We start from the raw sequence: 23,012 nt of genomic DNA, 5'->3' as shown, positions 1-23,012 counted from the left end.
TCTTAGTCGGTTTCGACGGGGGTGTCCGTTCGGGCGCCCCATTCGGCCCAGGAGCCGTCATAGAGCCGCGATGGGTGGCCGAGTTCGGCCAGGCCCAGCGTCAGTATAGCGGCGGTCACTCCGGATCCGCAGGTGGTGATGACAGGTCGGTTGATATCCACGCCGGCGTCTGCAAAGGCCTGTTGCAAGGCCGCGCCACGCTTCATCGTGCCGTCATTGTTTAGCAATCGGCCGTAGGGGAGATTGCGCGCGCCGGGCATATGGCCGCTGCGAACACCGGGGCGAGGTTCGGGCGCTGCGCCTTCGAATCGGGGTGCGCCGCGCGCGTCGACGACCTGAGCATCCTGGGCCAAGGCCGCGCGCACATCATCCAACGAGGCGACAGCCTCGGGCGCCATCTCGGCATTGAAATCCTTTGCCTCGGCCGCCGAAGGCCCGGAGACGGTCGATAGACCGTCCTCACGCCAGCGCGGCAGGCCGCCGTCGAGCACCTGAACCCTCGTCGCGCCCATCGTCTTCAGCATCCACCAGACGCGTGCCGCCGAGAACAATCCGGTCGTGTCATAGACGACGATCTGGTCATCGACGGAGAGACCCAGCGCCCCGACCGAAGCCCCGAAGGCCTCTGGTGTCGGCATCATGTGGGGCAACGAGCTGCCGTGATCCGATATGGCGTCCAGATCGAAAAAGACGGCGCCAGGGATATGGTTCTGTTCAAAGTCGGCGCGCGCGTCGCGGCCGTCCAGATGCCAACTGCCATCAACGATCCGCAAATCCGGCGCGCCCAATCGCGCGGCGAGGTCCGTTGTCGAAATCAGCGGGCTCATGGGCGAGACAGGCTCAGTTGAATGACGTCGGTGCGGCGAGAGCGGAAACCGGCCTCGCAATAGGCCAGATAAAAGTGCCAGAGCCGGCGGAATCTTTCGTCAAAGCCGGAAAGCTTGCTGATCTCGCCCCAGGATGCCTGGAAACGCTCATCCCAAAGCTTGAGCGTGGCAGCGTAGTCGAGGCCGAACCGTTCCACCGACTGCCATGACAGTCCGGCTTTCGACACGACCGGCGCCAGCCGTTCTTCGGAGGGCAGCATGCCGCCGGGGAAGACGTACTTTTGGATAAAATCCGTCCGGGCATTGTATTCGTCGAACAGATCGTCCTGGATCGTGATGATCTGCAGTCCGGCCTTGCCGCCAGGTCGAAGGACGTCGTGGACCTTACCGAAGTAAGCGGGCCAGTACTCCATACCCACAGCCTCGAACATCTCGATAGACGCCACGCGATCAAATCGACCCTGCACATCGCGGTAGTCGATGAGCTCAATATCGGCGCGGTCGCTCAGCCCCGCATTGAACATGCGCTGGCGAGCAAAATCGTGCTGCTCTTTGGAGATCGTAATACCAGTGACGTTGGCGCCGATCTCCCGCGCTGCGAACTCGGCGAAGCCGCCCCAACCGCAGCCGATTTCCAACACCGACATGTCCGGCTGAAGATCCATCATTCGGGCCAAGGTGGCGTATTTCTCACGCTGCGCCGTCTCCAGCGCCTCCCCATCGCGGCTGAAGCGAGCCGATGAATAGGTCATCGTCCCGTCCAGCCACTGGCAATAGAAGGCGTTGCCCAGATCGTAGTGGGCATGGATGTTCTTCTTCGACCCCGTCTTGCTGTTGCGATTGGTGCGGTGGCTCAGCCAGTTGACCACCCACATGATCAGATTGCCGTCGAACAGGCGCCGGATGTGATCGTAGTTGTCCACCAGGGTTTCGAGCAGGCCGGCCAGGTGCGGACTGTCCCACTCGCCCGCGATATAGCCTTCGGCGAATCCGATATCGCCGGCCGCCAGGACGCGGCGTGCGAACCGGTAGTCGCGCACCGTCATCATGCCGCTGGGACCCGGCTGCTTGCCTTGAAGCACATGGGTCTCGCCATTGGGCAACTGCACCGTCAAGCGGCCGAAGGTCCAGTTGGCGGCCAGAAGCCGCAGCAACATGGCGAACACGCGCGGTGTTCGGCTGGCGACGGCTTCGATATCGGCGTGTGCGACGCTCATCTTTTGACTTTCAACGCGGAATACAAAGGGGGTCAATCACGGTCGCTGTGGTCGTCGCCGCGACCGGAAACGGTCTTCAGGGCAGCAAGCGCCCGAGCGCGGCCCTTCTCGTGTTCTACGATCGGCTTGGGGTAATCGCGCCCTAGAACGATTCCGGCGTCACGCAGCACTTCGGTGGGTGCGGTCCAGGGCGACTGCAGCCAGCGGTCGGGCAGGCGGCGAAGTTCCGGCACCCACCGACGGACATAGCCGCCGTCGGGATCGAACTTTTCACCCTGCGTGATGGGATTGAAAATGCGGAAGAAAGGGGAGGCGTCTGCACCCGACCCTGCCACCCACTGCCAGTTCTGCACATTGCTGGCGCGGTCGGCATCCACCAGCGTGTCCCAGAACCAGGCTTCGCCTTCGCGCCAGTCGATCAGCAGATGCTTGATTAGGAAGGAGGCCACGACCATCCGAACCCGATTATGCATCCACCCTGTCGTCCAGAGCTGGCGCATGCCGGCGTCCACCAACGGGTATCCGGTCCGTCCCTGTCGCCACGCCTTGAGGCTCGCGTCGTCTTGACGCCAGGGCATGGCGTCATACTCGGGACGGAAGGCGCGCTCGGTGATGAAGGGAAAATGGTGCAGCAGATGCGCCGAGAACTCGCGCCAGCCGATCTCAGCAATGAATTTGTCGGCTTCCGCCGATGACACCTTGCCGTCTTTGGCCGCCTGTCGGGCGCGGTCGATCGCCCGCCAGGGGCTGATCTCGCCCCAGTGCAGATGCGGCGACAGGCGGCTGTTGGCGCCCTGCCGGTCGGGAAAGTCGCGATCCTTCGCATAGGTCATCAGGCCGGATGGTATGAACCTGGACAAGGCCTGCGAGGCCCCGTCTTCCCCTGGCGTCCAGTCGAATCCTTTGGACCAGTCCGGACGATGGGGGTGCAGCTTCCAGCCGTCGAGGTCGTCGGGTTGAACAGTTTCGGGCGTCTGGATTTGGCGCGGTCCCGTTGTGTGAACCGGCGCCTCGGCCGTGGCCAACAGGGCTCTCAAGAACGGGGTGAAAACCTTGTACGGCTGGCCTGAACCATTCAGCACAGCGCCGGGGCGGCAGAGCAGGGCGCCGTTGAAGCCGAGGCATTCGATACCGTCCGCCTTGAGCGCGTGGGCGATTTCGGCGTCATGCTCAAACGCCTCGGGTTCGAACAGGCGGTTCATGAAGACGGTGTCGGCATCGGTTTCGCCGACTAGCGCCTGAAGCTGGTTCAGCGCATTGCCCTTGCGCAGAATCAGGCGCGAACCGCGATCTTCAAGCGCCGCATCCAGCGCCCTTAACGACTTGTCGAGCCACCAGCGCGACGCGGCGCCCATCGGCCGTTCGAAATGCTCGTCCAGAATATAGACGGGCAGGATTGGTCGCCCCGTCTCCGCCGCGTGGTTCAGGGCAGGATTGTCATGCAGTCGCAGATCGCGGCGAAACCACAGGATGACAGGTTTGGTGGCCACGCGGGCGAACTCCGTGATAACTTGCGCTCATCCCTTCAGAGCGCCACCTGATGGACCAATAGCTGCGGCAAAAGCCGCATCCACAACACCGAACGTCGAAAGAGCCGCCTCGTGAGCCGACCCAACGCTGTCATTACGTTGTCCGAAGGTCTTCGGACGCCTGTCGTCATCGGCGGCGGCGCAAGAATCGCTTTCATCGCCGGTCCTTGCCAGATGGAGAGCCGCCAGCACGCGCTGGAGACGGCCCATGCCCTCAAGGAAATCGGCGAGCGGCTGAACGTCGGCATCATCTACAAGACCAGTTTCGACAAGGCGAACCGGACCAGCGCCAGCGCCGCGCGTGGCATCGGTCTGAAAGACGCCATGCCGATCTTCGCCGAGATTCGCGAGGTCACAGGCCTGCCGACCCTGACCGATGTTCACTCCGAGGTTCAGTGTGGACCGGTCGGCGAGGTCGTCGACGTGCTGCAGATTCCGGCCTTCCTCAGCCGTCAGACCGACCTGCTGCTGGCGGCCGCCGCCACCGGCAAGGCGATCAATATCAAGAAGGGTCAGTTCCTGGCCCCCTGGGACATGAAGAACGTCATCGCCAAGGTGGTCGGCGCCGGCAATCCCAATGTCATGGCCTGTGAACGCGGCGCCAGCTTCGGCTACAACACTCTGGTCAGCGATATGCGGGCGCTTCCGGTGCTGCGCGAGATCGGCTGCCCCGTCGTGTTTGATGCGACCCACAGCGTTCAGCAACCAGGCGGGCAAGGCGCCTCGTCGGGCGGCCAGCGCGAATTTGTGCCGGTGCTGGGACGCGCGGCAGTGGCCGTGGGCGTCGATGCGGTCTTCATGGAAACGCACCAGGATCCGGATAATGCGCCGTCGGACGGCCCAAACATGGTGCCGCTGAGCCAGTTCGAAGCCTTGGCCGCCGAACTGATCGCCTTCGACGACCTGGCCATCAAGATCGGGGCCAAGGCGCCGGTGGCGCAGGCCGCCTGAATCCTCTAGGTCGGACCCATGTCTGACACCCTGGACCTGGGCGCCCTGCAAAGCCTGTTGGAGCGCGTGCGCGGCCTGAAGATCGCCTGCGTCGGCGACCTGATGCTGGATCGCTACGTCTATGGCGAGGTCAGCCGCATCTCGCCCGAGGCGCCGATTCCCGTGCTCCGCACCAGCCGCACCGTCGCCATGCCGGGCGGCGTCGGCAACGTCGCGCGCAATATCGCGGCCTTGGGTGGGGTGGCGCGGCTGGGCGCCGTGATCGGCGACGACGCGGCCGGGGCGGAACTGACCGCTTTGATCGCCGCGGAGCCGCACATCGAGGACGTCGTGGCGAGGCCGGCAGGCGCGTCCACCATCGTGAAGACGCGCTTCGTTTCGGGCGGCCAACAGCTGCTGCGACTAGATGACGAGGCTGCGCCGACGCTGATCCAAGATTCGAACGCGTTTGCAGAGGCTTCAGTCTATTTGCTCTCAGATTACGCCAAGGGCGTCGTCAGCGATGCGCTTCTGGCTTCGGCGCTGAACGCGGCGCAGACATCCGGTGCGCCGATCGTCGTCGATCCAAAGGGAAGGGATTTCGCTCGGTACGGCGCGGTCGATGTGATCAAGCCCAATGCTTCGGAACTCGCCGGCGCCACCGGCCTGCCGGTCGGGACGGACGCCGAGGTCGAGACGGCGCTGGACGCCTTGCTGGCCGGCACGACCGCCAAGGCGATCATCGTCACCCGAGCGGGTAAGGGTATGAGCCTGGCGCAACGCGGCGAACCGGTGAAGCACTTCCCCGGTCGGGCGCGCGAGGTCTTCGACGTGTCTGGCGCGGGCGATACAGGCCTGGCCGCCATCGGGTTGGCGCTGGGCGCGGGCGCGTCGCTGGAGACGGCGGTCGAGTTCGCCATCCTGGCCTCGGGCGTGGTCGTCGGAAAGGCCGGCACGGCTGTCGTTACACCCGCCGAGTTGATCGCAGCCGAACTGAGCCAGCACGCCGCCGCTGCGGTATCCAAGGTGACGCCGCTCGAAGAGTTGGCGGTCGAGGTCGAGGGGTGGCGACGTCAGGGCCTGAAGGTCGGTTTCACCAACGGCTGTTTCGACATCCTGCACCGCGGCCATGTGGCCTATCTGGCTCAGGCGCGCAGCTGGTGCGATCGTCTGGTCGTGGCGCTGAACACCGACGCATCGGTCAAGCGACTGAAGGGTGAGGGGCGACCGGTAAACGATTTGGACAGTCGCGCCGTTGTCATTGGCGGGCTGGCCAGCGTCGACCGCGTCACAAGTTTCGATGATCCGACGCCGATCACCCTGATCGAACGGTTGCGTCCGGATGTTCTGATCAAGGGCTCGGACTATACGCGAGAGGGCGTCGTGGGCGGCGATCTGGTCGAAAGCTGGGGCGGCGAGGTCAAGCTGGCCGATTTCAAGGACGGCTATTCGACCACGCGAACGATCGAGAAGATGATAGGGAGCGCGCAGTGACGCCGAGAATGATCGTCGTGACCGGCGGCGCCGGTTTCATCGGTTCAAACATCGTCGCGCGGCTGACGGCGGAGACCGCCTATGATGTGGTAGTCTGCGATCGGCTGGAGACGGCCGACCTGGCCAAGTGGAAGAACCTGGCCAAGCACGCAATCGCCGACTTCTGGTCGCCGGAAGAACTGTTCGAGCAGCTGGAGCGCCACGCCGAGCGGATTGAGGCCGTGGTGCATATGGGGGCGATCTCTTCAACGACCGAGCCGGACGCCGACCTGATTCTGCGGACCAACTTCATCCTATCCCGCGACCTGTGGGACTGGTGCTCAATCCGGGGCTCGCGGATGATTTACGCGTCTTCCGCTGCGACCTATGGCGACGGAGAGACGGGCTTCAACGACGATGACGATGCAGACTCATTGTCGCAGCTTCGCCCTCTAAATGCCTATGGCTATTCGAAGATGCTGTTTGACCAGTATGCTGTTCGGCAGGCGGATCGGGGGCAGGCGCCGCCCCAGTGGGCAGGGCTGAAATTCTTCAACGTCTATGGCCCGAACGAAGGTCACAAGGGCGGAATGAAATCGGTCGTAGCTCAAATCTGGCCCAAGGTCGCCGCAGGCGAGACCGTGACTTTGTTTCGGTCGCACAATCCGAACTATGCGGACGGCGGCCAGATGCGCGACTTTGTCTATGTCGACGATGTGGTCGATATCATCGAGTTTTTGCTCCAGTCGCCGCAGGTCTCGGGCATCTTCAACGCCGGCTCGGGGCAGGCGCGGTCGTTCGCCGATCTTGCGCGCGCAACGTTTGACGCCGCCGGCAAGACGCCCTCCATCGACTATGTCGATACGCCCCTGTCGATCCGCGACCGCTACCAATACTTCACCGAAGCCCGCATGGATCGCATCCGCGCCGCAGGCTTCGAGGGTCAATCCACGCCGCTGGAAGAGGGCGTGCGGCGCTACGTGCAGGACTTCCTCGCCACGGCTGATCCGTACCGCTGATGCGTCGGCTGACCTTCAGGCAATGGGTCGGATATGCAGGCTTCGCCGCCGTCTTCGTGCTGACGGCGGCCGTCGCGGTTTGGAGCGGCGACATCCTGAGGGCAGGTCTGGACCCGCAGGTGCCGTTTCAAACCTACAAGCCGCCGCCCGCGCCCGACTATCGAAAAACATCCTCCTGGGCGCTGATCGATCAGGGCGCGCTTAATCAGGCGGCGGTCTTCTTCGTCATGCCGACCACTTTCGATGGCGGGGCCGAGTGGAATGGGCCGATCGACGACGCGCGGGCCAACGCCTATATGCGACGCGTCGTGCTGCCCAACTATGCGTCGCCTTTCGCTCGGGAAGGCAGGGTCAGCGCGCCGCTGTATCGTCAAGCCAGCCTCTACACCCGCCTGACCTTGCGTGATGATGCGCGCGAAGCACGCGCCTTCGCCTATGCGGACGTGAAGGCCGCTTTCGAGCTGTGGCTGCAACAGCATCCCTCTGGCCCCATCGTGATCGCCGGTGTCGAACAGGGCGGAGAACTGACGGCGCGTCTGGTTCGCGACCAGCTCCGCGCCAATCCGGCGCTGAAGGACAGGCTTGTCGCCGGCTATCTGATCGAGACCCTGGTCGGGCGCGAGATGTTCCGGCAGGCGATATCGCCCTGCGACGCCGCCGATCAAACGGGATGTATCGTGGCTTGGGCGTCGGTGCAGGACGGCGACGAACCAGGCGCGCGGCGCAAGCTGAGACGCGCTCTGGAATGGGACGATCGCGGCGATCTGGTAAGCCTGTCTACTGACCCCGTCTGCGTAAATCCGGTCACGGGTGCTGCGAGCCAGCCGCGTGCCGCGGCGCGTCAGCACAGCGGCGCGACCAATGCGACCGGCCTGGAATGGGGCGCCCGACCGGCTCTCACTGGTCGGCTGATCTCCACAGAATGTCGTGGCGGCCTGTTGTGGCATAGCGCGCCAGACGCCGATTTTTTGACGGCAGGCGGCAGTTGGGCGGACCGACGCAAGATCGTGCCCTACAACCTGTTCTACGGCGACATCGAACGTGACGTCAGCGTGCGTTTGGCGGCCTGGCGAGCCAAGCGCGGCCTTTAAGGCGGCTGTCCTCCCGGTTTGTCTGGCGTCGCTCGCGCGCAGCGGGTAGGCTTGCCGCGTCAGGGAGGGATCTGAATGGACGTGACCACCATCTTCGCCGGCGTCGTGCTGCTGCTGGCAATCGTGCTGTTGATCAGCGTGATCAAGATCGTGCCGCAAGGCCGTGAGTTCACAGTCGAACGCTTCGGAAAATACACGAAGACGCTGAGTCCGGGCATCGGCTTCCTGACCCCGTTCGTGGAACGCGTCGGCCGCCGCATGAACATGATGGAACAGGTGCTGGACGTGCCGACCCAGGAGGTCATCACCAAGGACAACGCCATGGTGAAGGTGGACGGCATCGTCTTCATTCAGGTGATGGACTCCGCCCGCGCCGCCTATCGCGTCGACGATCTGCCCTATGCGATTTCGCAGCTGTGCATGACCAATCTGCGAACCGTGGTCGGTTCGATGGAACTGGATGAGGTGCTGAGCCAGCGCGACAGCATCAACACGCGCCTGCTGCACGTCATCGACGCCGCGACCGAGCCGTGGGGCGTCAAGGTCAATCGGATTGAGATCAAGGATCTGACCCCGCCGACCGACATCACCAACGCCATGGCCCGTCAGATGAAGGCCGAACGTGAACGTCGCGCCGTCATCACCGAGGCCGACGGCGAGAAATCCGCAGCCATCGCACGCGCCGAGGGCGCAAAACAGGCCGCCATCCTTCAGGCCGAGGGTCGCAAGGAAGCCGCCTTTCGTGACGCCGAGGCGCGCGAGCGCGAGGCCGAGGCTGAGGCCCGCGCCACGGCCATGGTGTCGGAAGCCATCGCCCGCGGGGACGTCAACGCCATCAACTATTTTGTGGCTCAGAAATACGTCGAAGCCTTCGCCGAACTGGCGCGCAGCCCGCAGCAACGCACCGTCATCGTGCCCGCCGAAATGGGCGCTCTGGTCGGCACGATCGCCGGCATCGGCGAGATGGTCAGCTTGGCCAAGGATCAGAACTCGGCCGCGACGCCGCCCGTGCGGCCCGCGCCGCCCCGCCGCCCCGCCGGGGGCTCGGTTCCACCCTCGGCCTGATCCAAGGAGGCTGATCGATGATGTCGCTTGCTGATCTCTATGTCGCCCAGCCGTTCTGGATCTGGCTGGCGATCGGGGTTCTGCTGCTGGCGGTCGAGGCGATGTTCTCGACCGAATGGCTGCTGTGGCCCGCTGTTTCGGCCGGCGTCGTCGCGGTCATGACGGCGGCGGGCGTGCGGTTGGGGCTGCCGGGCGAGGTCGCCGTCTTCGCGGTTCTGACCGTCATCGCCACCCTGCTGTCCCGCCGTCTGATCTCCAAAGCCAATCCCGACGGTCCCGACATCAACGATCGCGATAGCCGTCTCGTCGGTCAGCGGGCGCGGGTGGTCGAGACGTTCGTCTCGGGCCGCGGTCGTGTCTTCATCTCCGGCGCCGAGTGGCCGGCCGAGATCGTTGGCGAGGCGCCGATCGAAGGACAGGATGTTGTCGTGATGCGCGTGAACGGCTCCTTGCTGACGGTGCAATCGCCCGTCTGAACGCAACGGTCGCATCGGCGTTCATCAGTCATGAGAGCCATGCAGAACGCCCTCGCGGACGGTTTGCCGACACCCAGGCGCTATTGGGCCATTGTGTCCATCGGCCTGGGCATCACGCTTGCTGTTCTGGATGGCGCGATCGCCAATGTCGCCTTGCCGTCGATCGCACGGGATCTGCAGGCGTCCTCGGCCGCCTCCATCTGGATCGTCAACGCCTATCAGATCGCCATCGTGGTCGCCCTTTTGCCACTGGCGTCGCTGGGCGAGATGGTCGGTTATCGCCGTGTGTCGCAGGCCGGTCTGGCCGTCTTCACCCTGGCCTCCATCGCCTGTGTGTTCGCCAACTCTATCGAGACGCTCAGCCTCGCGCGCGTTGTTCAGGGCTTCGGAGCGGCAGGCATCATGAGCGTCAACGGAGCCTTGGTCCGGTACACCTATCCGCAGCGACTGCTGGGTCGTGCGGTCGGGATCAACGCGGTGATCGTTTCGTTGGCGGCAGCCGCGGGGCCGACCATCGCCAGCGCCATCTTGGCTGTCGGACACTGGCGCTGGCTGTTCGCGCTGAATGTGCCGATCGGCCTGCTGGCGGTGTCGCTGGCGGGTTTCACCCTGCCACACAACCAACTTCAGCCGCGAAAGCTGAACTGGGTCGGAGCCGCGCTGAACGCTGCGGCGTTCGGCCTGCTGATCACCGGCCTTCAATCGCTGGCGCACGGTGAGGCGGCCGTTCTTGGCTTCGGTCTGACAGGGGCAGGGCTCGCAGCCGGGATTTTGCTGATTCGGCACGAGCGCTCGCGGACCTCGCCGTTGATCCCGCTGGACCTGCTGGCGCGACCGATGTTCAGCCTGTCGGTCGCCACATCGATCATATCCTTCACCGCTCAGATGATGGCGTTCGTGGCCTTGCCCTTCTTTCTCCAGGGATCATTGGGACTTACAGCGGTCGAGACCGGCCTGCTGATGACGCCTTGGCCACTGGCGACCATGATTGCTGCGCCGTTGGCTGGCTATCTTTCCGATCGCTATTCGGCGGGCGTGCTGGGGGCCATCGGCCTGAGCCTGTTCGCCTGCGGCCTGATGGCGCTGAGTTTCCTCAAGGCCGATTCGACCCATTTCGACATCGTGTGGCGCATGGCGCTTTGCGGCGCGGGCTTCGGATTTTTCCAGTCGCCCAACAATCGCGCCATGTTGTCGGAGGCTCCGAAAGATCGCGCCGGCGCAGCGGGTGGAACCCTGGGCATGGCGCGTGTCGTGGGGCAATCCCTGGGCGCCGTGGTGGTAGCCTTTTTGCTGTCGGCCGCGCCGATCAACGGGGTCGGTCATGGGTTCCAGATCGCGGCCGTTACAGCCCTGTTTGGCGCGGTGATGAGCGGATCGCGCGTCCGCCGACGTCCAGCCGAGCCGGATAAGGAGGTCGAGGCGGTCTAGCGCCGGGGTAGTTCCGCGACACCGCGATTCGCCAGTTGGTCGGCGCGTTCGTTCAGTTCGTGGCCGGCATGACCCTTTACCCATCGCCATTTCACGTCGTGACGCAGGCGCGCCGCGTCCAGCCGCTGCCATAGATCGGCGTTCTTGACCGGCTTCTTGTCGGCCGTCAGCCAGCCGCGCGCCTTCCAGCCGCGCATCCATTCAGTGATTCCCTGCATGACGTATTTGCTGTCGGTATGCAGTTCGACCTTACACGGCCGTTTCAGGGCTTCCAGCGCCATGATCGCGGCCATCAGCTCCATGCGGTTGTTGGTCGTGTTGGGCTCGCCGCCCCACAACTCCTTCTCGTGACCGCCGCCGGCCTGAAGCACGGCGCCCCAGCCGCCGGGGCCGGGATTGCCCTTGCAGGCGCCGTCGGTGTGGATGATGACGTGATCGGAGGGACTCATGGTCGCGCAGACCTACAGCCTCCCTTGGCGCGGGGCCATCACTGCGCCTATATGCAGGTCGAATAAGAGTGGATGGGACTGGATGACCGGTCCCCGCGAGGAGATTAGCCATGGGCTCCATGAGCATCTGGCACTGGGCCATCGTCATCGTCGTCATCGCGCTGCTGTTCGGCGGCCGGGGCAAGCTGTCGGGCATCATGGGTGACGCCGCCAAGGGCATCCGCGCCTTCAAGGATGGCCTGAAGGACGAGGACAAGAAGGACGGTCCGCACGACGGCGTCAGCTCGCTGCCGCGCACCGAGGCGGAAAAGGAAGAGCTGAAGCGCTAGTCGTCGTCTGTAAGGGCTGACGCATGGGCGGGCTCGGCCCCGGTATCGGGGGTTTCGAATTGGTTGTGATCGGTCTGGTGGCCCTGCTTGTCGTGGGGCCAAAGGATTTGCCTGTCCTGATGCGGCGCGTCGGTCAGATGGTGGCCAAGGCGCGCGCCATGGCCAACGAGTTCCGATCCAGTTTCGACGAGATGGCGCGTCAGTCCGAATTGGACGACCTGCGCAAGGAGGTCGAGGCGCTGCGGACGGGGCAGGGGGCCATGTATCCCTTGGGGGCCGAGGCGGACGCCGCGTTCAAGGACATCAACGCCGGATTGACCGGGCCGACTGCTGCGGCTGCCCTGCCTGCCCCCGAGCCGGAGGCTCCGGTCATGACGCCTGCGGCCAACGAATGGCCGGACACGCCGTCGCCTGTTGAGCCTGTCACGGCGACGAAACCCAAACGAACGGCCCCCAAGGCAAAGACGGGGGCGGGTGCTTCCGGATCGGCGACGGCCAAACCTCGCTCAGCCACCATACCGAAAACCGCCGCGCCTGCCGCCAAGACCAAGCCTGTAGCCGCCAAGCCCAAGACCTCGCGCAAGAAAGCCGTTGACCTGTGACGCCTTCCGATCGTGACGAGGCCGAGATCGAGGCGTCGCGCGCGCCCCTGATGGATCACTTGATCGAGCTGCGCGGGCGGCTGCTGATCTGCGTCGTGGCCTTCTTCTTGGCCTTCATCCTCTGCTTCGCCTTCGCCAATCAGATCCAGATTGCGCTGATCAAGCCGTATCAGGCCGCCGTCGCTATTCATGCCGCCGCTCTGGCGACAGGCGGTCACGCCAATCCCATCGAACTGATCGCGGTGATGACGGGGATCAAACCCTATCCGCCAGGCAGCGCCGCCGTTGTGCAGCTGATCGCCACGGCCCCGCTGGAACAGTTATTCACCAAGATGAAGATCGCCGCCTTCGGCGCGGCGGTCCTGACCTTCCCGGTCATGGCGTGGCAGATGTACCGGTTCGTCGCGCCGGGCCTCTATCGCAACGAACGCGGAGCGTTTCTGCCGTTCCTGATCGCCGCGCCTGTGATGTTCTGCCTAGGCGGGGCGCTGGTCTATTACGTCATGCTGCCGTTCGTGATGCTGTTCTCGCTGAGCCAGCAGGTCGCCACCGACGGCATATCCGTGGCGCAGACGACGAAGATTTCCGACTATCTCAGCCTTGTCACCTCGCTACTGCTCGCCTTCGGCCTTTGCTTCCAACTGCCTGTCGTGACCACGCTGCTGGGCCTCGCCGGTCTGATCAGTTCCAAGGTCATGGCCGCCGGTCGTCGCTACGCCATCGTGGCTGTGGTCGTAGTCGCGGCGGTCGTCACGCCGCCCGATCCGATCAGCCAACTGATGTTGGCCGTGCCGTTGGTCATTCTCTACGAGATTTCAATCTGGTGCGTGCGACTGATCGAGCTGCGCCGTAAGAAGGCGGACGATATGGAAGCCGAGATCGCTTAGCCCGCGTCGGTGTGTCGATCGCTGCTCGAAGCAGTCAAGCCACGCAAAAAAGGGCCGGGGAGCGATCCCCGGCCCTTTGTCTTGGCTGCGATCAGATGATCAGCAGCTGTAGTACATGTCGAACTCGACCGGGTGTGGATGCAGTTGCAGACGCATCACCTCTTCCATCTTCAGCTCGATATAGCTGTCGATGAAGTCGTCATCCATGACGCCGCCCTTCTTGAGGAAGGCGCGGTCCTTATCTAGGTTCTCCAGCGCTTCACGCAGCGAGCCGCAGACCTCGGGGATCGAGCCGCGCTCTTCCGGCGGCAGATCGTACAGGTTCTTGTCGGCGGGCGCGCCCGGATCGATACGGTTCTCGATGCCGTCCAGACCGGCCATGAGCAGGGCGACGAAGGTCAGATAGGGGTTGCCCATCGGATCGGGGAAGCGAGCTTCCAGACGCTTCGCCTTGGGCGAGGAGACGTGCGGGATACGGATCGAGGCCGAGCGGTTGCGGGCCGAATAGGCCAGCTTCACCGGGGCTTCATATCCGGGAACCAGACGCTTGTAACTGTTGGTGGTCGAGTTGGCGAAGGCGTTGATGGCCTTGGCGTGTTTGATGATGCCGCCGATGTACCACAGACATTCCTGCGACAGACCGGCGTACTGGTCGCCGGCGAACTGAGGCTTGCCGTCCTTCCAGATCGACATGTGGACGTGCATGCCCGAGCCATTGTCGGCGAACATGGGCTTGGCCATGAAGGTCGCCGACTTGCCGTAGGCGTGGGCCACATTGTGGATCACGTACTTATAAAGCTGCAGGCGGTCGGCCATGGTCAGCAGGTCCGAGAACTTCAGGCCCAGCTCGTGCTGAGCCGGAGCCACCTCATGGTGGTGCTTCTCGGGCTGAAGGCCCAGATCGCGCATGACGCCCAGCATTTCGCCGCGTAGATCCTGGCCGGAATCGACTGGATTGACGGGGAAATAGCCGCCCTTGGGCCCAGGGCGATGGCCCATATTGCCCTCGGAATATTCGGCGCCGGTGTTGGCGGGCAGCTCGGTCGAATCGTAGCTGTAGCCGGTGTCGTGCGGTTGGGTAGACCAGCGCACGTCGTCGAAGATGAAGAACTCGGCTTCCGGTCCGAAGAAGACTTGGTCGCCCACGCCCGACGACTGGACATAGGACAGCGCCTTCTTGGCCATCGAGCGGCTGTCGCGGTTGTAGGGCTCGCCGGTGTCCGGGTTCAGCACGTCGCAGAACAGGAACATCGTCTTCTGCTGATAGAAGGGATCGATATAGGCCGTGGTCAGGTCCGGCTTCAGCAGCATGTCGGACTCGTTGATGGCCTTCCAGCCGGCGATGGACGAGCCGTCGAACATCGTGCCTTCGTTCAGGAAGTCCTCGTCGACCAGATCGACGTCGAAGGTGACGTGCTGCAGACGGCCGCGCGTGTCGGTGAAGCGGACGTCCACATATTGGACCTCCTCATCCTTGATCTCTTTGAGGATCTTGCTGGCGCTCATTCTCGAAAAGTCCTGTTCTTGTCGTTTGGGGAGGAGACCGGACAGCGACCCGAGGGCCGAGGGCCGGGGAGGGTAGTCAGGTCAGACGGCTTGGGCTCCGGTTTCGCCGGTGCGGATGCGGATCACCTCGGCGACGTCGGACACGAAGATCTTGCCGTCGCCGATCTTGCCTGTGCGGGCCGAGCTCTGAATGGCCTCGACAACTGCGGGTGCGAGGTCGTCGGCGACGACCACCTCGATCTTGATCTTGGGCAGGAAGTCGATGACGTATTCCGCGCCGCGATACAGTTCGGAATGACCCTTCTGGCGACCATATCCCTTGGCCTCCAGCACAGTCATGCCTTGCACGCCCACGTCCTGGAGCGCCTCTTTGACGTCATCCAGCTTGAAGGGCTTGATGATGGCTTCGATTTTCTTCATGGCGACCCCGGAGCGGCGCACGGAATGCAGCGGCGCTCGGGCGCGAATGGGACACAGCAGGGCTGCTCAAAGCAAGCGATTTTCGCAGGCTGGCGAAGGATAATCGGAACGCGGATGATAGAAACCAACGACCCGGCGATCTGGCGCAATTTTCTGCCTTGGCCGAGCGCGGAAACGCACAAGCATGCGCGTGGTCGTTTGGCGGTCGTTTCCGGAAAGGCGCATCACACCGGCGCCGCGCGGCTTGCAGCCCATGCGGGTCTCAGGATGGGCGCTGGGGTCGTGCGAATCCTTTGTCCGCCCGACGCGGCGTCGGTGATCGCGCCGGCTGTGCAGGCGGTTATGCTGACGCCTTTTTCTTCACCCGAAAACTTAAGTCGGGAAGCCGCCGGCAGCGACGCCGTCGTGATCGGGCCGGCCGCAGGCCTGGACGATGCGACGATCGCAAATATTCAGGCGCTGGGTTCCACCGGCGCCGTTCTGGTGATCGACGCCGATGGTCTGTCGGTCTTCAAAGGTCGAACGGCCGAACTGTTCGCCGTATTGGATCGCGACGATATCCTGACGCCCCACGAAGGCGAGTTTGAACGACTGTTCCCAGGCCTCCTTGCGCAAGGCCGCGAAACGGCTGTTCAAGATGCGGCGCGAGCGGCCCAGGCGACGATCGTTTTGAAGGGCGCCCAGACGCTGATCGCATCGCCTGACGGCCGTATCCGCCGAAACGAGAACGGCTCGCCTTGGCTGGCGACGGCCGGAACCGGCGACGTCCTGGCCGGCATGATCGGCGGATTGGCCGCCCAGCGCATGGACAGCTTCGATGCCGCTTGCGCCGCGGTCTGGCTCCATTCCGACGCCGCAGAACGCTTTGGTCCCGGACTGACCTCGGACGACCTCTATGACGTTTTGCCAAAGGCCTTGTTCGAGCAATGGAAGGCCTTGGCGACCTAGCTCGTCCTACCTCAGCCTAACCATCATATTTCGCAGATGGGACAAGTTCGGCGACTGTTGCGCCCCTAAAACACTGTATATAGTGAATTTATTTTCGATCAGCGACCAGAAGGCTGTTGCAGGTTCTGATCCAAGCAATGTTGCAACGGCATACGTTGCCAGAGCTGTGGCATCGTCAAATTTTCCTTCCGCCGCGTTCCTGTGGATAAGATTCGGGGGCGGCAGTTTGTCCGTTACTGACTCATGGCGGAAGTTCGCATGTCCGCTCTAAGAATGGACACTGCACAATCGCTTCAGCCTGAGTTCGGCTGAGTCTTCTCTCGGTCAGCCACACCGCACGGAGCATATCGGCACCCGCGTGCACACACCATGATCGTGAGGGCGAGGGTCGGGCGGATTTCTGGGACAGGAGTACAACTGGGCGGCCAGCGCCGCACGCCGCACCGGCATGCCGTGCGTGGCTTTGGTTTCGCCGTAGTTGCTCAATGCTGTCAGCGCCATCCACACAACGCTGGGCACTGCGCATCGGCACCTCTTTACATGCCCCAGCTTCCGAATGTTGTATTTTGACGGAAACGCCACTGCCGCGCATCGTGACCAATGGGGGAAGTGGATTTGGCTCAAGACGGTGGGAAATCAGAACAAGAACGGGTTCGCTGGTTGGGGCGTGAAATCCTGCCCCACGAGCAGGACGTTCGCGCTTGGCTTCGACGATCGCTTGTGACCTCCAACGATGTCGATGATGTAATTCAGGAATCGTATTGCCGATTGGCCAACCTGAAGGCGGTCGAGCAGATCGAGAGTCCTCGCGCCTATTTCTTCCAGACCGCGCGGTCCGTCGTGCTTGAGCAGATGCGCCGCGCCCGGATTGTCCGGATCGACGCCGTGACGGAAATCGACGCCCTGCGCATCGAGTGGGACGAACCGTCGCCCGAGCGTATCGCCGGGGGACGCAAGGAACTCGAACGCGTAATGAAGATCGTCGCCACATTGCCCGAACGCAGCCGACGCATCTTCGAGATGCGCCGCGTGATGGGGCTGTCGCAAAAGGAGATCGCGCGCCAGTTGGGCGTAACGGAGAACGTGGTCGAGAACGAAGCGGCGCGCGGGCTGAAAGCCGTGCTGGCAGGCTTGGCCAAGGCTGACGCCACTGTCGCCCCATCATCGACCGGGGAGCGGCGGGCATGAGCCGTGAAGCCTCCACAGAGATCGACGCGGTGGCGGCCGATTGGGCCGCTCGACTGGACGCAAACGTGATGAGCGCGTCCGACCAGGCGGCTTTGGACGACTGGCTCGCTGGCGACAGCCGTCGTGAGGGCGCTTTATGGCGGGCGCGAGCGGTCATGGCCTTGATGGTCGAGCCTATGCCTCAGACCCAAACGCACCGCGCGCCGGCGAAGCCCAACCGCCGCGTGCTTCTCGGGGGAATGGGATTGGCGGCGGCCGTCGCGGCCGGGGTCGTCCTGACGCCGATCTTGTCGCGCCAGCGCTATCGCACCCTGGTGGGAGAAATCCGCCGCGTACCTCTGGCCGACGGGTCTATGGCGGCGATTAACACCGACACGACTTTGGACATCCGCTTTCAGAAGGCCGAACGCGCCGTGACCCTTGACCAGGGAGAGGCCTGGTTTCAGGTCGCAAAAGATCGAGCGCGGCCTTTCGTTGTGGCGGCGGGCGATGTCCGCGTCCAAGCGGTCGGCACTGCCTTCTCCGTTCGCCGCAAGTCCGGCGGGGCCGAAGTTCGCGTAACGGAAGGCGTCGTGGAGGTCTGGAGCGACAAGGGCGCTGGAAAAATGCGCCGCCGCGTCGCCGCCGGTGAACAGGTGTTCGTCAGCGACCAGGCCGGCGCGTCCAGTCCGGTGAAGCGTCCGCTGGAAATGGACCGGGCTCTGTCTTGGCGAGAGGGGCAGATTGTTCTGGATGGCGACACGATTGGCGCGGCGGCAGCTGAGTTCAACCGCTACAACAACCGCAAGATCGTGATCGTCGATCCGGATCTGGAAGGCCGCACCGTGGTCGGATGGTTCCGCACCAACGAACCGGAAAGCTTCGCCCAGGCGGTGGGCGTTGCCCATGACGCGAGCGTGAAGGTGGGCGCAGATGTCATCATGTTGGGTGGCGCGGGATAAATCTTTTTTCGTCCGGCGACGGAAAGTCGATCGTCGAACATCGAGACTCTCGGAACCCTCGAAGAAGGGTCCGGGAACCAGGAAACAGAAAAAGGGAGGGCCGACGCATGGCCATGTCGCGAAACCAAGGCGCGAAGGCGTCGCTGATGATTGCCGTCAGCACGATGGCGCTGGCCGGCGCCGGGTCAGTTCAGGCCCAGGCCAGACAATTCAATGTCCCCGCGCAGCCTGCCTCGACCGGCGTGCCGGCCTTCGCACGCCAAGCGGATCTGCAAATCCTGGCGTCGACCGACGCGGTCGCAGGACAGCGAACCGCCGCTGTGCAAGGCGTCTATTCGGTTGATCAGGGCCTGGGTCGGCTCCTGCAGGGCAGCAACTTGGTGGTGGCCTCCAACAACGGCCGAACGGCAGTGCTCGCCGGCGCGAGCGTCGCGCCCCAGACCGTGGCCCAGGGGAGCGAGGTCGAAGACCAGGCGGACGAAGTTGAAACTATCGTGGTAACCGGTTTCCGTGCGTCATTAGGCAGCGCGCTGACGGCCAAGCGACGAGCCAATGGCGTCGTGGATGTGATCAAGGCCGAGGACATGGCCGATTTTCCGGACGCCAACCTTGCGGAGTCCATTCAGCGGGTGCCTGGCGTCTCTATCGCACGCGACGCCGGCGAAGGCCGTCAGATCACGGTGCGCGGCCTTGGTCCGCAGTTCACGCGCGTCCGCATCAACGGCGTGGAGGGACAGAGCACTGCGTCGGGCACCGACAGCTCAGGCGGCGCCAACCGCAACCGAGCCTTCGACTTCAACGTCTTCGCATCCGAGCTTTTCAACAGCATTACGGTCCGCAAGACCGCTTCGGCCGAAACGGAAGAGGGGTCGTTGGGCGCTACGGTCGATCTGCAGACCGGTCGTCCGTTCGATTACGCCGGGGCCAACCTCGTCGTGTCGGGCCAATACGGCTACAATGATCTGTCCCAGGAATGGGACCCGCGGTTCGCGGCACTCGCCAGCAATACCTGGATGGATGGGCGTCTCGGAGCCCTCGTCTCAATGGCCTACACCAAGCGTCGCCTACTTGAGGAGGGGCATGGCTCCGGCGGCTGGCTGAACGGAACCGAGGCCGGCGGCTATAATCCCGCATCGCCCTTTGCCGATGCGAGGCGGGCCGACGTCTATACGCCCCGGTTTCCGCGTTACGGCCGACTGACGCACGATCAGGAGCGGCTGGGCCTGACGGGATCGCTACAGTTCCGCCCGCAGGAACAGACGCTGATCAATCTTGACCTGCTCTACTCCGACTTCAAAGCCACGCGTCAGGAAAACTGGCTGGAAGCCCTGTCCTTCGCGCGCAACGCGTCGCAGGGCGGCCGACCAGAAATCATCGTGCGCGACGGCGTCATCGATGCCAACGGCGACATGGTCTACGGCCTGTTCGACGACGTCGATGTGGAGACGGAAACCCGCTACGACGAGCTCGACACCGAATACACACAAGGCACGCTGAGCCTGGAGCACGCGTTCAGCGACCGGTTCAGGATCAAGGGCTTGGTGGGCTATTCCAAGTCTGATTTTGACAATCCGATCCAGACGACCGTCATTCTGAACCGAGAAAATTCGGACAACTACTCATACGACTATCGCGAAAACCGCAACGCGCCATTGATCCGGTTCGGCTATGACGTGACCGACCCGCTGGCCTACAACTTCGGGGCGGCGCGCTCGGAAATCCGCCTGCGACCGCAGGGCGTCACTAACACGATAAAGACCGCGCAACTTGACGGCGGCTACGATCTGACGCCGTCACTGACGTTGAAGGCCGGGGTGAACTACAAGGAATATGAGTTCGACTCCTGGGCGCTGGCGCGGGTCAACGAGGGCGTGGTGCCGCAACTGCCCGCCGGCGTGACCCTGGCCAGCCTGACCGAGTTGGTCAGTGGTTTTGGTCGCAATCTCGGTGCGCCAAACGGCACGGTCACGAACTGGATCGCGCCGAACCTCAACGCCTTTGCCGACCTGTTCAACATCTACAGCGGCACGGGACTGTTCGAACTCAGCGGCGCCTCCAACGCCAATGCCCGCGGCAACATCCGCAATGTTACCGAGAAAGACTCGGCGGTCTACCTGCAGCTCGACTTCGACACCGAACTCGGCGCCGTGCCGGTACGCGGCGACATTGGTGTGCGCTACGTCAAGACGAAGCAGAGCTCGACCGGCTATCAACTGGTTGCCGGCGCCGCGCAGCAGACGACCGTCGATCGCGACTATGACGACGTTTTGCCGGCACTGAATCTGACGGCGGAGGTTACGCCGGACTTCCTGGTGCGGTTCGGCGCCGCCAAGGTCATGACCCGTCCAAACCTGGGCAGTGTAACGCCGGGCGGCAGCCTCAGCACGGTCGGCGTGTTCAGCGTCAGTTCGGGCAATCCGTATCTGGATCCCATTCGCGCCACGACCTACGACTTGTCGGCGGAATGGTATTTCGCGCCTGACGCCCTGCTGTCCGTCGGCCTGTTCTACAAGGACATCGAAAGCTACATTCAAACCTCTCGGACGTCTCAGCCCTTCAACCAATCCGGCTTGCCGCTGGAGTTGCTGAACGGCTTGGGAGTTTCGCCCAGCGACGTCTTCCTGTTCAGCCAGCCAGTGAACACCGAGGGCGGTCCGCTGAAGGGGATCGAGGTCAGCTACCAACAGCCCTTCACCTTCCTGCCCGGACCGTTCGACAATCTCGGCGCCATCTTCAACGTCACGCTGGTGGACTCCAAGATCAGCTATATTTCCTCGCGATCACCGACGGGCTTCGTTGAAAACGATCTGCTCGGCCTTTCGAAGACCGCCTACAACGCCACCCTCTATTACGAAGACGATCGGTTCAGCGCCCGCGTCTCGGCTGCCTATCGCGATCGATATCTGACCGCGGTCCCTAGCGGCACCAGCACCAATGACATCGATGGCGTGCGCGACATCGTGACGGTGGACGCCTCGGCCTCCTATGCTTTGACGGACCGCATCAAGGTGACGTTCGAAGGCCTGAACCTGACCGACGCCTTTAACGAGCAGTACACCGATAGCCGTCGCGACAGCATCTACGTCTATTCGCACACCGGAAGGCAGTACAACTTCGGCGTCCGCTACACCTTCTAAGACACTCCCAACTCCTCCGGGAGACTGGGCGCTGGCCGACCTGTCGGCCGGCGCCCTCTTTTTCATCAGGGGCTCTCATGCGTTTGTCATTCTCGCGCCGTCAGGCGCTTGTCGCCGCCGCAGCTTTGCCGATGATGGCGCCGGCGTCTTCTTGGGCCGCTGTGGCGCCCTACGATGCTGTGCTAGGGACCAGCGACGCCGGTCGCCGTATCGGCGCGCCTTCCTATTCCACGCTTTCCGCGGCCATCGCCGCCGCACCGGCGGACGGGCGAAAGCCTTTTCGCATCCTCATCACGCGCGGCATCTGGACCGAGCAGGTCATCGTCGACAAACCCTTCATTCATCTGATTGGCGAAGATCGCTCGGCCTCGGTCATCAATCATTTGGCGGCGTCGGGACTTGCGGCGCCGGATGGCCGGATGTGGGGCACGTTCCGCACCCCGACCCTGTTCGTGCGGGCGCCCGACTTTCACGCCGAGCGCCTGACGATCAACAACGCCTTCGACGGTCTGGCGGAAATGACCAAGCCCAACGGCCTGCACTCGCACAATGGCGCGGGTCCCCAGGCCGTGGCCCTGATGATGGACAAAGGGTCGGATCGCGCCGTGGTCCGCGACTGCGACATCCTCAGCTACCAGGACACCCTGTTCCCCGACGCGGGCGCGACGTTGTTCGAAAACTGCCTGATCACCGGCAGCTATGACTTCATCTTCGGCGCGGGGCGTGCCTGGTTCGAACGTTGCGAAATCCGATCGCGACTGCGTCCCGCTGATCCGGTCGAAGGCTATATCGTCGCTCCAAGCACGCCGATTGAGCAAGACTACGGCTTTGTCTTCCACGATTGCCGTCTCACCAGGGACGCCGGTGTTCCGCGCCATTCCGTGTTTCTGGGACGCCCCTGGCGACCGTCCAGCACCTTCCCTGATGGTCGGTACGGCGATCCGAAGTTTGTCGGCGCAGCGACCTTCCTCGACTGCTGGATGGACGACCATATCGCGTCGGCGGGCTGGACCGAGATGTGGTACACCGGCCGCGACGGCAATCCCCGCACAATGCTTCAGCCCGAAGACGCCCGTTTCGCCACCTTCGGCTCGCGCGGTCCTGGTCGCGCCGACTTTTCGCGGGGCAAACGTCTGACGCTTCAGCAGGCGAGGCGGCTCGATAGAGCCGCCGTCATAGGACGACGTTAGCCGCTATGCACCGTGCTCAATTTTCCGAACCGGCATCCAGACGAACTGGACGTTACCATTCCAATCAAACCGACCGAAGAACCGGCGCCGGGCGACGCGACAGGGCGTGCAGGGCCGCCACACCCCCGCCCAGAGCCGCGACGCCCGTGGCGCTGGTGAGAACCGGCAGCAACGGCAATCCCCGCACCATGCTTCAGCCGAAAGAAGCCCGTTTCGCCACCTTCGGCTCGCGGGGGCCTGGCCGCGCAGAGTTCTCGCGTGGCAAGCGTTTGACGCTCCAGCAGGCGAGGCGGATCGATAGAGCCGCCGTCATAGGACGACGTTAGCCGCTATGCACCGTGCTCAATTTTCCGAACCGGC

Annotated in this window: 21 protein-coding genes; 15 read left to right on the top strand and 6 right to left on the bottom strand. The window is 63.6% G+C overall.

From position 1 onward, the window contains the following. Window positions 1-2: 2 nt before the first annotated feature. Genes sseA through KAK88_RS10040 form a run of 3 tightly spaced genes read right to left on the bottom strand, consistent with a single transcriptional unit; the run spans window position 3 to window position 3,534 of the window. Window positions 3-827 carry a 3-mercaptopyruvate sulfurtransferase gene (gene sseA / locus KAK88_RS10050; RefSeq protein ID WP_199059881.1) on the bottom strand — a complete coding sequence of 275 codons (825 nt, stop codon included), beginning with the start codon at window positions 825-827 and terminating at the stop codon, window positions 3-5. Beyond that, a complete protein-coding gene (locus KAK88_RS10045) occupies window positions 824-2,044 on the bottom strand; it encodes an SAM-dependent methyltransferase (RefSeq protein ID WP_242076540.1) in 1,221 nt (406 codons plus the stop codon). The genes sseA and KAK88_RS10045 overlap by 4 nt, the downstream gene beginning before the upstream one ends. A gap of 32 nt (window positions 2,045-2,076) precedes the next feature. After that, a complete protein-coding gene (locus tag KAK88_RS10040) occupies window positions 2,077-3,534 on the bottom strand; it encodes a cryptochrome/photolyase family protein (RefSeq protein WP_242076539.1) in 1,458 nt (485 codons plus the stop codon). 111 nt (window positions 3,535-3,645) lie between these two features. On the opposite strand from KAK88_RS10040, the gene kdsA reads away from it, so the two are divergent. The 7 genes from kdsA to KAK88_RS10005 all read left to right on the top strand — a co-directional run bounded on the left by kdsA (window position 3,646) and on the right by KAK88_RS10005 (window position 11,055). Then, complete coding sequence (kdsA, locus tag KAK88_RS10035; protein ID WP_026108227.1) at window positions 3,646-4,524, top strand: 3-deoxy-8-phosphooctulonate synthase; 879 nt, start codon at window positions 3,646-3,648, stop codon at window positions 4,522-4,524. 18 nt (window positions 4,525-4,542) lie between these two features. Next, window positions 4,543-5,997, top strand: a complete 1,455-nt coding sequence (rfaE2, locus tag KAK88_RS10030) for a D-glycero-beta-D-manno-heptose 1-phosphate adenylyltransferase (RefSeq protein ID WP_242076538.1) — start codon at window positions 4,543-4,545, stop codon at window positions 5,995-5,997. An 8-nt stretch (window positions 5,998-6,005) separates the two neighbouring features. Next, window positions 6,006-6,995, top strand: coding sequence for an ADP-glyceromanno-heptose 6-epimerase (gene rfaD / locus KAK88_RS10025; protein ID WP_242078582.1), 990 nt, complete (start codon window positions 6,006-6,008; stop codon window positions 6,993-6,995). Beyond that, the gene (locus tag KAK88_RS10020) at window positions 6,995-8,086 is read left to right on the top strand and encodes a DUF3089 domain-containing protein (RefSeq protein ID WP_242076537.1); all 1,092 of its coding nucleotides are present in this window, start codon (window positions 6,995-6,997) and stop codon (window positions 8,084-8,086) included. Before rfaD ends, KAK88_RS10020 begins: the two co-directional genes overlap by 1 nt. A 75-nt stretch (window positions 8,087-8,161) precedes the next feature. Next, on the top strand, window positions 8,162-9,151 hold the full coding sequence (locus KAK88_RS10015) for an SPFH domain-containing protein (RefSeq protein ID WP_066551520.1): 990 nt from the start codon (window positions 8,162-8,164) through the stop codon (window positions 9,149-9,151). Between the two features lie 17 nt (window positions 9,152-9,168). After that, window positions 9,169-9,627: an NfeD family protein gene (locus KAK88_RS10010; protein WP_242076536.1), complete on the top strand. Its 459-nt coding sequence runs from the start codon at window positions 9,169-9,171 to the stop codon at window positions 9,625-9,627. A 39-nt stretch (window positions 9,628-9,666) separates the two neighbouring features. Next, window positions 9,667-11,055, top strand: a complete 1,389-nt coding sequence (locus KAK88_RS10005; protein ID WP_242076535.1) for an MFS transporter — start codon at window positions 9,667-9,669, stop codon at window positions 11,053-11,055. Here the strand turns inward: KAK88_RS10005 and rnhA are convergent. Continuing rightward, window positions 11,052-11,504, bottom strand: coding sequence for a ribonuclease HI (gene rnhA, locus KAK88_RS10000; protein ID WP_066628408.1), 453 nt, complete (start codon window positions 11,502-11,504; stop codon window positions 11,052-11,054). The genes KAK88_RS10005 and rnhA overlap by 4 nt on opposite strands. 110 nt (window positions 11,505-11,614) lie before the next feature. Here rnhA and KAK88_RS09995 point away from each other — a divergent pair, with 110 nt between their 5' ends. From KAK88_RS09995 to tatC, 3 genes are read left to right on the top strand one after another with little or no spacing between them, the layout of a single operon-like run. Next, window positions 11,615-11,833, top strand: a complete 219-nt coding sequence (locus KAK88_RS09995) for a twin-arginine translocase TatA/TatE family subunit (RefSeq protein ID WP_159851310.1) — start codon at window positions 11,615-11,617, stop codon at window positions 11,831-11,833. Between the two features lie 23 nt (window positions 11,834-11,856). Beyond that, window positions 11,857-12,435 carry a Sec-independent protein translocase protein TatB gene (gene tatB, locus KAK88_RS09990; RefSeq protein WP_242076534.1) on the top strand — a complete coding sequence of 193 codons (579 nt, stop codon included), beginning with the start codon at window positions 11,857-11,859 and terminating at the stop codon, window positions 12,433-12,435. Then, window positions 12,432-13,322: a twin-arginine translocase subunit TatC gene (tatC, locus tag KAK88_RS09985; protein WP_242076533.1), complete on the top strand. Its 891-nt coding sequence runs from the start codon at window positions 12,432-12,434 to the stop codon at window positions 13,320-13,322. The genes tatB and tatC overlap by 4 nt, the downstream gene beginning before the upstream one ends. Before the next feature lie 99 nt (window positions 13,323-13,421). Here the strand turns inward: tatC and glnA are convergent, their stop codons facing one another. Both glnA and KAK88_RS09975 read right to left on the bottom strand, forming a co-directional pair. Next, complete coding sequence (glnA, locus tag KAK88_RS09980) at window positions 13,422-14,828, bottom strand: type I glutamate--ammonia ligase (RefSeq protein WP_066551526.1); 1,407 nt, start codon at window positions 14,826-14,828, stop codon at window positions 13,422-13,424. Window positions 14,829-14,909: 81 nt separating this feature from the next. Next, window positions 14,910-15,248, bottom strand: a complete 339-nt coding sequence (locus KAK88_RS09975; RefSeq protein ID WP_153921793.1) for a P-II family nitrogen regulator — start codon at window positions 15,246-15,248, stop codon at window positions 14,910-14,912. On the opposite strand from KAK88_RS09975, the gene KAK88_RS09970 reads away from it, so the two are divergent. The 5 genes from KAK88_RS09970 to KAK88_RS09950 all read left to right on the top strand — a co-directional run bounded on the left by KAK88_RS09970 (window position 15,132) and on the right by KAK88_RS09950 (window position 22,652). Continuing rightward, the gene (locus KAK88_RS09970; protein WP_242078581.1) at window positions 15,132-16,196 is read left to right on the top strand and encodes an NAD(P)H-hydrate dehydratase; all 1,065 of its coding nucleotides are present in this window, start codon (window positions 15,132-15,134) and stop codon (window positions 16,194-16,196) included. The genes KAK88_RS09975 and KAK88_RS09970 overlap by 117 nt on opposite strands. Before the next feature lie 720 nt (window positions 16,197-16,916). Further along, complete coding sequence (locus KAK88_RS09965; RefSeq protein WP_242076532.1) at window positions 16,917-17,384, top strand: RNA polymerase sigma factor; 468 nt, start codon at window positions 16,917-16,919, stop codon at window positions 17,382-17,384. Then, the gene (locus tag KAK88_RS09960; RefSeq protein WP_242076531.1) at window positions 17,381-18,325 is read left to right on the top strand and encodes a FecR family protein; all 945 of its coding nucleotides are present in this window, start codon (window positions 17,381-17,383) and stop codon (window positions 18,323-18,325) included. Before KAK88_RS09965 ends, KAK88_RS09960 begins: the two co-directional genes overlap by 4 nt. Before the next feature lie 107 nt (window positions 18,326-18,432). Further along, entirely contained in the window at window positions 18,433-21,462 is a 3,030-nt protein-coding gene (locus tag KAK88_RS09955) for a TonB-dependent receptor (protein WP_242076530.1), read from the top strand. A 77-nt stretch (window positions 21,463-21,539) separates the two neighbouring features. Continuing rightward, window positions 21,540-22,652, top strand: a complete 1,113-nt coding sequence (locus KAK88_RS09950) for a pectinesterase family protein (RefSeq protein ID WP_242076529.1) — start codon at window positions 21,540-21,542, stop codon at window positions 22,650-22,652. Window positions 22,653-23,012: the final 360 nt, after the last annotated feature.

The sequence above is a fragment of the Brevundimonas diminuta genome (assembly GCF_022654015.1).
Classification (GTDB): Bacteria; Pseudomonadota; Alphaproteobacteria; order Caulobacterales; family Caulobacteraceae; genus Brevundimonas; species Brevundimonas diminuta_C.
This window is presented reverse-complemented; position numbering and strand designations above follow the sequence as displayed.

Excerpts from the sequence above, each read along its gene's own strand:
- KAK88_RS10045 (WP_242076540.1), bottom strand. The coding sequence starts at position 2,044 with ATGAGCGTCGCACACGCCGATATCGAAGCCGTCGCCAGCCGAACACCG.
- KAK88_RS09950 (WP_242076529.1), top strand. The coding sequence starts at position 21,540 with ATGCGTTTGTCATTCTCGCGCCGTCAGGCGCTTGTCGCCGCCGCAGCT.
- KAK88_RS09975 (WP_153921793.1), bottom strand. The coding sequence starts at position 15,248 with ATGAAGAAAATCGAAGCCATCATCAAGCCCTTCAAGCTGGATGACGTC.
- rfaE2 (WP_242076538.1), top strand. The coding sequence starts at position 4,543 with ATGTCTGACACCCTGGACCTGGGCGCCCTGCAAAGCCTGTTGGAGCGC.
- KAK88_RS10005 (WP_242076535.1), top strand. The coding sequence starts at position 9,667 with ATGCAGAACGCCCTCGCGGACGGTTTGCCGACACCCAGGCGCTATTGG.
- sseA (WP_199059881.1), bottom strand. The coding sequence starts at position 827 with ATGAGCCCGCTGATTTCGACAACGGACCTCGCCGCGCGATTGGGCGCG.
- KAK88_RS09960 (WP_242076531.1), top strand. The coding sequence starts at position 17,381 with ATGAGCCGTGAAGCCTCCACAGAGATCGACGCGGTGGCGGCCGATTGG.
- KAK88_RS10015 (WP_066551520.1), top strand. The coding sequence starts at position 8,162 with ATGGACGTGACCACCATCTTCGCCGGCGTCGTGCTGCTGCTGGCAATC.
- rfaD (WP_242078582.1), top strand. The coding sequence starts at position 6,006 with ATGATCGTCGTGACCGGCGGCGCCGGTTTCATCGGTTCAAACATCGTC.
- glnA (WP_066551526.1), bottom strand. The coding sequence starts at position 14,828 with ATGAGCGCCAGCAAGATCCTCAAAGAGATCAAGGATGAGGAGGTCCAA.
- KAK88_RS09955 (WP_242076530.1), top strand. The coding sequence starts at position 18,433 with ATGGCCATGTCGCGAAACCAAGGCGCGAAGGCGTCGCTGATGATTGCC.
- KAK88_RS10020 (WP_242076537.1), top strand. The coding sequence starts at position 6,995 with ATGCGTCGGCTGACCTTCAGGCAATGGGTCGGATATGCAGGCTTCGCC.
- KAK88_RS09995 (WP_159851310.1), top strand. The coding sequence starts at position 11,615 with ATGGGCTCCATGAGCATCTGGCACTGGGCCATCGTCATCGTCGTCATC.
- rnhA (WP_066628408.1), bottom strand. The coding sequence starts at position 11,504 with ATGAGTCCCTCCGATCACGTCATCATCCACACCGACGGCGCCTGCAAG.
- KAK88_RS10010 (WP_242076536.1), top strand. The coding sequence starts at position 9,169 with ATGATGTCGCTTGCTGATCTCTATGTCGCCCAGCCGTTCTGGATCTGG.
- tatB (WP_242076534.1), top strand. The coding sequence starts at position 11,857 with ATGGGCGGGCTCGGCCCCGGTATCGGGGGTTTCGAATTGGTTGTGATC.